Origin of the sequence: Mycobacterium sp. (genome assembly GCF_035499775.1) — a bacterium.
Classification (GTDB): Bacteria; Actinomycetota; Actinomycetes; order Mycobacteriales; family Mycobacteriaceae; genus Mycobacterium.
The window spans coordinates 1-8145 of sequence record NZ_DATJYB010000307.1 but is presented as its reverse complement, the minus strand read 5'-3'; the positions used below and the strand labels follow the sequence as shown (position 1 = coordinate 8145).

Sequence of the window (8145 nt, the reverse complement as noted above, 5' to 3'; positions counted from 1 at the left end):
CAACGCCATGCGCGGTTACCTTTTGGCGCTGCATCGCGCCACCCGCTCCGGCGCGCGGCTGCTGCTGGGTTGCTTTTCTGATGACACCACCGTCAAGGTCAAGTGGCCACGGTCGCTGTCCGAGCGATCGCTGCGCGACGGGTTCGACGGCACCGGATGGGATATCGCGACGCTGGAGCCTGCGACCCTGAGTCGCGACGGCCGCCCCGACATCGCGCTCTGGTTGGTTCAAGCCGACCGGAGCTGACCCCGTCGGCACCCGAACTGCTCGCTGGCTCCCTACGCGCTGTTGCCCATGCGGTGTTCGGCGATTCCCCCTCAGCAAAATCGCCCATGGGAGTCACGCCGGGCCGTCTCGACGGCGCGGCTTCCTAGTTTTGTCCAGTGGCGGACGCCTGCTGATCTGGGCTTGGTTACGGCCGGAGCCCGCCCAAGCCGGGGGCGCGCCGAGTAGGCGCCGCAGCCACGTGTGCACGGGTGGCCGTGTCAGCGGCCGCCGCCGCCACCGCCGCCGAATCCTCCGCCTGCACCAGGTCCGCCACCGAATCCTCCGCCTCCGCCGGGTCCGGGTCCGGCGGGTGCTCCCCCTGGTCCACCGGGTCCGGGTCCGGCGGCTGGTCCACCTGGTCCACCTGGTCCGGCGGGTGGTCCCCCGGGACCGCCGGGAGGGTCGGGCCCGCCGGGTCCACCGGGCCCACCGGGACCGCTGGGCTGGCCAGGCCTGCCGGGGCCGGCTGGTCCGCCTGGATGGCGCCCCGGTATCCCCGGTTCAGGCACGTAGGGATAGACGTCGGGAATCGGCACCTGGGAGTTGGCGTGGCAATGGAGCAGGTCCCAATTCGAACCCCACGCCGGGTCCCAGAAGTCTCCCGGGCACCACTGCGGGGCAGGTCCCGGCTGAGCCTGAGCCGGGCTCGCGGAGCCCACGCCGGCCAATCCCAAGACTGCGGCTATCACGGCTGTTGCTGCTCAAGTTTCGTGAAATCGTTCATGCCGTCTGTCTACTTAGGCTAACTGTACATAGGCATCCGGAAAGCAGGTAGAAGGCTGTGTACTCACGTCGGTGGCGCGAAATAGCCAGGGAATCAGGGCACTTGGGGTTCTTCGCGATTTCCGCCGCCGGATGTGGGCCCGAGTAGTTCGCGCAGCGACTCAACGGACCGCTTGGAATGTGCGAGATGGGATTCCAGCCGCAGGAGGTGCGGGTTGATCGACTCGTTACGTTGACGAATGTCGGCGGTGCTTGCCGGCGACATCAATCGGCGCGGGCGTGCCTTGGCGCCATCGAGCCCGGGGGCGGGGACGTAGGCCCTGCTTGCGGTGGCAGCGAGCGACCCTGCCACGAATTCAAACACTCCTTAACGCGGGCAAGAAATGCGTTGACCTCGTCCTCGTCGTAGCCCCGCTGTCCTCGGCGGGGCGGTGAAAAGGTCACGCCACCAACCTGTTCCGCGGTAAGAGCGCTCCGCATCGGGTCTTGCAGCGCCGCCTCGACGTGGATGAGAAACGCATCCACCTCACCTTCGTTGTAGCCGCTCTTGCCCCGGGGCGCCCTGGAGAAAGTGATGTTGTGGACCTGCTCCGGCGTAAGGGAACCCCGCGGCGCGCTGGATGCGTGGTTTGCGACCGGTTGGGGCGCGCCGCCCGCCACACCCAGCTGACGTTCCAGCTGCGCGACGCGCTTCTCGAGGTAGTCGATGCGCTTCTCCAAATAATCACGGTCCACCGGCAAAATCCTTCCACCCGAAAGCTGCGGCTGACAACGCCGTATCTGCTGCCGTCGATGATCTTCCTCGGCAAGATGGATCTATAAAGGCCGTCCGCCCCGCGTCGCCGGCAGGCATTTCCGTGATCAGTGGCAAAGCACCTCGCGAAGAACGTCGGCCGGATGTCGAGCGGCGCCTTATTGAGGCTGTTTCCAATCTGTGCGGCGATGGCACTCCGTTTGCTGAGGTCAGCATTTCCCGGTTGGTCCGTGAGGCGCGCCGGCGTGCTAGCCGGTTTGACGTTGAATTGCGCGTCGCTCGCTTGCCGGTTATCAATCGTCTGCCGGAGTCAAGCCGCTGATGTTCACCGGCGAGTTGGTGAACCGTTCTTATCGGCGGATGCAAGAGACTGCGCGCTGGATGCTTGCCGCCACTTCGCCGGGCGGAATGCGCCGTCACGCAACCGGATTCGCTGAGAAGGTCCGGGTGCGAATCATGCATGCCGCAGTGCGGCGGCGTTTGTTGGCGTCGGGGCAATGGAATCACGAAGCCTGGGGCCTCCCGATCAACAACACCGACGTGGCTTACGGAATCGCCGGTGAGTTCTCGACCACTCCGCTACGTGCCATGCGTGACGCTGGAATTCACTTCCGCAGCGACGAGCGCGGGGCTGTCCAGCATCTGTGGCGCTATATCGGCCACGTGTTGGGCGTGCCGGAACACTTGCTGCCGGCCACCGAAGCGCGTGCCAAAGAGATGATCGCGATCAACCACGTCACCGATACACCGGCCGACGGCGATTCGCGGGCCCTCGTCCGTGCGCTGATCGAAACTGGGGCGCCGCCCGAACTGCTAGTGCCTCCATGGCTGGTGCGGTTTGGAACGCAGGCCATCCCCGCGGTCCTGTACGGATTCACTCGACGGTGGGCCGGCGATGAGATCGCGGACCAGCTCGGCATTCCGGACACCCCGCTCAAGCACCTCGGCGCAGTCATCCGCCCCGCTATCAAGATAGGCGAATACGCACGCCGCGCAGGCTGGCGCGACGGCGAGCAGCTTGCGGCACGAACGCGGGCAAATTTCCTGCAGATACTCGAAACTGGCTACGCCCCAACGACAATCGCGGTCGAGCGAGAGGCCAACGCGGTATCGGCCTGACGTTCCCGACCAGACGGGTCGCCTCGCTCTTGTCACCGAAGCCAAGTCCGGCCTCTGCCAATGTGACCAGTTCCGTTGTCTAACAAGCACGCCCGCGCTGACCGAGACTACCCATCAGCGGCGACGGCCTTGCGGCGCCTGCGGCTGAGCATCTGGAAACGCTCGTAGCCACCCCGCACCCCGGCTACCACAGCGGGCAGCAGCGGAGCCAAGATAATCATGAAAAACAAGACAATGGAGCCATACTGCATGGTTCACTCACACTCCTCCGCCAGGCGGATGGTTCAAATTCGGCAACTCCGGAACCGTGTCCCGGTCACCTCAGAGCCTCACCCACCACAGCAGTCCGTGAGAGTCGTATTCCCATTCAGCAGGATGGATTTCATCGTGGGATGGTCAGTTGGCTTCTCTGCTGGCCAGACGTGCAAGCACGCGAAGGAAGACCACGCGCTCCTCGGCTGTCAGCTCAGAGAGCCATCGTTCCTCGCCACGTTGGATGTCTGACTGCGCCGCGTTTTTGGCTTCGCGACCGGCCGGCGTGATCTCGAGCAGGCGGACCCGGCGGTCGTCGGGGTCGGGACGGCGTTCGATGTAGCCACGCTGCTGCAGCTCGTCAAGCGTGCCGATGATTCTTGTCTTGTCGGCGCCGATGGCATCGGCAAGAGCGGCTTGCTTGCGCACCGGCGACCTGTCCAATGCGTTGAGCACTATGTATCCCCACATGCTCATGTCGTGTTGAGAGAGGATCGGCAGCTCGGCCGCCACAAGATCACTAAGCAGTGGATGCAGCATCGCCGCGAGGTCGTCTCGGCGGGGCTTCGGTGGCATCGCCCAATGTTAAGCGTTGCCATATAGTAAGCGTGCGCATACGATATGTGTATGCATACTGATATTCCTGACGTCCGACGATTCCATCGCATCGTCTTGTTGAAATCCATCGAACTCGTCGACTCTGTCCGAGCCTCCGATCTCGACGCGCCCACCCCCTGCGCCGGGTGGAACCTGGCCGACCTGCTCGCTCATATGACCGCGCAACACCGCGGATTTGCAGCGGCCGCAAGGGGATCCGGAGTTGACGCCGGAGTGTGGCGGGCCGACGCGGTGATAGGTGCGATCACCGCCGACCCCGGCGGCACGTATGCCGACGCGGCCTACGACGTCTTGGCGGCGTTCGCCGAGGACACAGCGCCTCAGGCGACGTTTGCGCTTCCCGAATTCGGGCCGAATGCCACGTTCCCGGGCGCCCTCGCGATCGGTTTCCACTTCATCGATTACGTAGTCCACGGTTGGGACGTCGCCGAGTCAGTGGGGTTGGCCTACACGCTGCCCGACGAGGTCGTCGATGTCGCGCTGCCCCTGGCCCTCGCCGTACCAGATGGCGACTACCGCGAGACGCCTGATGCACCCTTCGCGCGCGCCGTCGACGCCCCGAGCGCGACGAACCTCGACCGGATTTTGCGCCACCTTGGCCGCAGCCCCAACTGGGCTCAGGCGTATTCGGCGGTCGCGGATTAGGGTGAGGTGGCCCGCTGTCCGCGGCGTGACGGCGAAATAGTCACGCCGCGGATTGGAAACCCTTGGGCCACAGGACTTATCGCTGCAGGATGGGGCGAATTATCTCCAACACTTTCGGGTCCTCGATGGTCGACGGCGTTGGTTCGTCTTTGCCCTGGCTGATCCCGCGCATGGTTTTCCGGAGGATTTTTCCTGACCGGGTCTTGGGTAGCGCGGGGACCACATCCACCTGTTTGAAGCAGGCCACGGCTCCGATCTCGTTGCGCACAGCCGCGATGAGCTGCTCGGCCAGACCGTCGACCGACGCGCCGCGCTTGAGCACCACGAGCGCGCGCGGGACCTGGCCCTTGATGTCGTCGGCGACTCCGATGACGGCGCATTCGGCGACCGCCGGATGCGCGGCCACCAGCGCCTCGATGGGGCCGGTCGACAGACGATGCCCGGCGACGTTGATCACGTCGTCGATGCGGCCCAGCACGTACAGATACCCGTCCTCGTCGAGGTATCCGCCGTCGCCGGTGAGGTAATAGCCGGGGTGCTCGCGGAGATAGGAGGCCTCGAAGCGCGCGTCGTCGCCCCACAGCGTGGGCAGTGTGCCCGGCGGCAGCGGCAATCTGATGCAGATCGCACCCTCTTCACCCGCTTCGCACCGAGACCCGTCCGCGCGGAGGACGCACACGTCGTAGCCGGGCATGGGCAGCGTCGGTGAGCCGGGCTTGATCGGAAACCGTTCGACCCCAACGGGATTGGCGGCGATGGCCCAGCCGGTTTCGGTCTGCCACCAGTGGTCGATGACCGGGATACCGAGCTTGTCGGAAGCCCACGTGTAGGTGTCGGGGTCGAGGCGTTCGCCGGCTTGGAACAGATACCGCAGCGCGGAGAGGTCGTACTGGGCCAGATGTGTGCCGTCCGGGTCTTCTTTGCGGATGGCGCGGATCGCCGTTGGCGCGGTGAACAGCGCCTTGACCCGGTGTTCGGATGCCACCCGCCAGTAGGCGCCAGGATCCGGTGTGCCGACCGGCTTGCCCTCGTAGAGCAGCGTCGTGGCACCAAGCAACAGCGGCCCGTAGACGATGTAGGAATGCCCGACGACCCAGCCGACATCCGATGCCGCCCAAAACACATCGCCCGGCTGGATGTCGTAGACGTGCCGCATGCTCCACAGCAACGCCACGGCGTGTCCGCCGTTGTCGCGCACGATCCCCTTCGATTTGCCGGTCGTGCCTGAGGTATAGAGCACATACAGCGGGTCGGTGGCCGCGACGGGCACCGGATCGGCGGGCTCGGAACTCGCCATCAGCTGATGCCAATCCAAGTCGCGCCCCGCGGTGAGCGCGCAGCGATGCTGATCCCGCTGCACGACAACGCAATTGCGCGGTTTGTGCTGAGCCGACTCGAGTGCCGCGTCGAGCATCGGCTTGTATTGCACCAATCCCGACGGCTCGATTCCGCAGGATGCGGACACGACGACGGTCGGGCGCGCATCGTCTATTCGGGTGGCGAGCTCGTGCGCGGCGAAGCCGCCGAACACCACCGAGTGCACCGCGCCGAGTCGTGCACACGCCAGCATCGCGATGACCGCCTCGGGAATCATCGGCATATAGAGCACCACCCGGTCGCCCTTGGCGACGCCGAGAGCCCGTAGCGCGCCGGCGAACCGGGCAGTCTGGTCGAGCAGCTCACGGTAGGTGTAGACGCGCTTGGCGCCGGTCACCGGCGAGTCGTAGATCAGCGCGGCCTGTTCGGCGCGGCCGGCGGCGACGTGGCGGTCCAGCGCATTGGCGCAGGTGTTGAGTGTGGCGTCGGGAAACCAGCGGTAGAACGGCGGCCGGCTGTCGTCGAATACCCGCTGCGGAGGCTGCAGCCACGTCACGGCTTGCGCAGCCTGCGCCCAGAAGGTTTCGGGGTCGCTGATGCTGGCGGTGAACTGCTCTCGGTAGCCGCCCAATCCGCTCACCTCCTTGTGACGCACGGTACCGCCCCAACGTCACCCAGCGTTGAGGGACAGCGCTCGGCGAAGGAAGTCGAGCTGCAGCAGAAGAAGGTTCTCGGCCACTTCCTCCTGCGGGGTCATGTGCGTCACCCCCGAAAGTGGCAGCACCGTGTGCTGTCGGCCCGCCGCCGTCAGCATCGCCGAAAGCTGGAGGGTGTTCGCGACCAGCACGTTGTCGTCGGCGAGCCCGTGGATCAGCATCAGCGGTCGGGTCAGCCCGGCTGCATCCCCGAGCAGGGAGACCCGATCGTAGTTCTCGGGATCGTCGGCGGGGGTACCGAGATAGCGCTCGGTGTAGTGCGTGTCGTAGAGCCGGAAGTCGGTCACCGGGGCGCCGGCGACGGCGGCGTGGAAGACGTCGGGCCGACGCAGCACCGCCAGGGCGGCGAGGTAGCCGCCGAAGGACCAGCCGCGGATAGCGACGCGCGAGAGATCGAGCTCCGGGAACTGCTTCGCCGCCTCTTCGAGCGCTGTGACCTGGTCTTCGAGCACCGGTGTGGCGAAGTCACCGCGGATCGAGCGGGTCCAGGCGCGACCCCGTCCAGGGGTGCCGCGCCCGTCGACGACCAGGACGGCGAAGCCCTGCTCGGCGAACCATTGCGAGGTGAGGAAGAACACCTGGGCGGAGTAGACGCGCTGCGCCCCCGGACCGCCGTACGGGTCGAGCAGCACCGGTAGCCGTCCGGATCCGGGCACGTGCCAGGAGGGCAGCAGCAGGGCGGCGCGCAGCTCCGCTGGACCGAGACGAAGCAGCTTCGGCGTCGCCGTGAGAAGGGGAGTTTCTTCGACCGTCTCGATCCGCCCCACCGCCTCGCCCTTGCGCCACACCGTAAAACTTGCCCGCTGCCGGTCGAGCCTCCATTCGCTCACCACCGTCGTGCCGCCCCCGGCGGCGGCCGAGCGCAAGGACGGCCCCTCGTCCCGTCTGCTGCGGCCCACCTCGACCACACCACCCTCCGGCGACCACTCCCACACGCCGACCTCGGTCGGCTCGGCCGAGGCGGTGAAGAGCACGCTGCAGCCCGAGACGTCGATCACCGAGCGCACCTGCAGCCCGGGCGGCGTGACCGGCTCTCCGTCGACCTCGATCCGGCTCGTGTCTTCGCTGTCGGCGACAAAGACGAGCGCTCCGTTCGCGAGACGGGCGGGCACGCCGCCGGTGATCTCCAGCCAGTCGGGATCGGCGTCCTCCCGCACCGCGGTGACGGCGCCCGAGCCGGGATCGATCTCGAGCACCAGCGACCGACGCTGGTCGCGCTGCTGCACCAGGGCGAGGAGCCCCTCGTCCGACCAGTTCACGGCCGCCAGGTATTCGAAGCGGCGGTGGTCCCAGGCCACTTCGGTACGGGTCCCGTCGAGCCCCACCAGCGCCAGCGTCACCTCCGCGTTCACCGAACCCGCATCCGGATAGGCCATCTCCCGCGGGGACCGCTCCGGGTGAGCAGGGTCGGTGAGATAGATACGGCGCACCGCGGACTCGTCCACCCGCGCCACCAGCAGCCGCTCTCCGTCGGGGGACCACCAAAAGCCGGCCTGGCGGCCCATCTCCTCTGCCGCGATGAACTCGGCCAGGCCGTAGGTGACGTCGGCGCGCTCCGCAGCGGCGAGGACGCGGTCAGCACTCCCATCCGCCCTGATAATGCGCAACGACCCAGAACTGACGTAGGCGACATGGCGGCCGGTGGGGTCGAGGCGCGGATCGACGGCGGGCTGCTGCACCGGAAGCTCGCGCGCCCCGCCGGAGCGCAGATCCGCCAGGAACAGCCGGCCGGC

7 protein-coding genes and 1 pseudogene are annotated in these 8145 nt (G+C 66.7%); 3 read left to right on the top strand and 5 right to left on the bottom strand.

What is annotated here, in order from left to right:
• A pseudogene (locus tag VML93_RS19535) lies at positions 1-247 on the top strand (SAM-dependent methyltransferase); the annotation flags it as partial.
• A gap of 166 nt (positions 248-413) precedes the next feature.
• Here VML93_RS19535 and VML93_RS19530 read toward each other — a convergent pair.
• Together VML93_RS19530 and VML93_RS19525 are read right to left on the bottom strand one after the other, a co-directional pair.
• The gene (locus VML93_RS19530; RefSeq protein ID WP_325613205.1) at positions 414-623 is read right to left on the bottom strand and encodes a hypothetical protein; all 210 of its coding nucleotides are present in this window, start codon (positions 621-623) and stop codon (positions 414-416) included.
• A 632-nt stretch (positions 624-1255) separates the two neighbouring features.
• The gene (locus VML93_RS19525; protein WP_325613203.1) at positions 1256-1726 is read right to left on the bottom strand and encodes a DivIVA domain-containing protein; all 471 of its coding nucleotides are present in this window, start codon (positions 1724-1726) and stop codon (positions 1256-1258) included.
• Between the two features lie 340 nt (positions 1727-2066).
• Between VML93_RS19525 and VML93_RS19520 the strand changes: the two genes are divergently transcribed.
• Positions 2067-2864, top strand: coding sequence for an oxygenase MpaB family protein (locus VML93_RS19520; protein ID WP_325613202.1), 798 nt, complete (start codon positions 2067-2069; stop codon positions 2862-2864).
• 396 nt (positions 2865-3260) lie between these two features.
• Here the strand turns inward: VML93_RS19520 and VML93_RS19515 are convergent, their stop codons facing one another.
• Positions 3261-3692: a MarR family winged helix-turn-helix transcriptional regulator gene (locus VML93_RS19515; protein WP_325613200.1), complete on the bottom strand. Its 432-nt coding sequence runs from the start codon at positions 3690-3692 to the stop codon at positions 3261-3263.
• Between the two features lie 45 nt (positions 3693-3737).
• Between VML93_RS19515 and VML93_RS19510 the strand changes: the two genes are divergently transcribed.
• A complete protein-coding gene (locus tag VML93_RS19510; RefSeq protein WP_414686397.1) occupies positions 3738-4379 on the top strand; it encodes a TIGR03086 family metal-binding protein in 642 nt (213 codons plus the stop codon).
• Positions 4380-4455: 76 nt separating this feature from the next.
• On the opposite strand, the gene VML93_RS19505 is transcribed toward VML93_RS19510, so the two are convergent.
• Together VML93_RS19505 and VML93_RS19500 are read right to left on the bottom strand one after the other, a co-directional pair.
• Entirely contained in the window at positions 4456-6327 is a 1872-nt protein-coding gene (locus VML93_RS19505; protein ID WP_325613206.1) for a propionyl-CoA synthetase, read from the bottom strand.
• A gap of 39 nt (positions 6328-6366) precedes the next feature.
• Positions 6367-8145: S9 family peptidase (locus VML93_RS19500; RefSeq protein ID WP_325613196.1), on the bottom strand; the 1779-nt coding region annotated here is incomplete at its 5' end.

Bases quoted from the DNA above. Each gene is read 5' to 3' on its own strand.
- VML93_RS19515 (WP_325613200.1), bottom strand. From the start codon at position 3,692: ATGCCACCGAAGCCCCGCCGAGACGACCTCGCGGCGATGCTGCATCCA.
- VML93_RS19510 (WP_414686397.1), top strand. From the start codon at position 3,738: ATGTGTATGCATACTGATATTCCTGACGTCCGACGATTCCATCGCATC.
- VML93_RS19520 (WP_325613202.1), top strand. From the start codon at position 2,067: ATGTTCACCGGCGAGTTGGTGAACCGTTCTTATCGGCGGATGCAAGAG.